This window comes from Mesorhizobium sp. M8A.F.Ca.ET.165.01.1.1 (assembly GCF_004792065.1).
Taxonomy (GTDB): domain Bacteria; phylum Pseudomonadota; class Alphaproteobacteria; order Rhizobiales; family Rhizobiaceae; genus Mesorhizobium.
The window spans coordinates 1-281 of record NZ_SRTH01000266.1 but is presented as its reverse complement, the minus strand read 5'-3'; the positions used below and the strand labels follow the sequence as shown (position 1 = coordinate 281).

At 59.8% G+C, this 281-nt stretch carries 1 protein-coding gene; it reads left to right on the top strand.

Features of this window, described 5'->3' with window-relative positions; genetic code table 11:
* On the top strand, window positions 1-281 hold a 281-nt coding region (locus EN808_RS36035), incomplete at both ends, for an LptA/OstA family protein (protein ID WP_281041875.1).

The window sequence follows — 281 nt, the reverse complement described above, 5'->3', positions numbered from 1 at the left end:
TCCGATCTCGCGTCGGCGATGACGGGCGCGGCCAACATCGACCACCTCGTGGTCGAGAACAAGGTCTACATCAAATCGAACGACCAGATCGCCACCGGCGACAAGGGCACCTTCGACATGAAGACCCAGGTGCTGGTGCTTTCGGGCAAGGAAGTGGTGCTGTCGCAAGGCGACAACGTGCTCAAGGGCTGCAAGCTCACCGTCCAGATGAAGAGCGGTCTCGGCAATGTCGAAGGTTGCCCCCGCGTCATCATGATGTTTAAGCCGCAGAAGCAGGACGC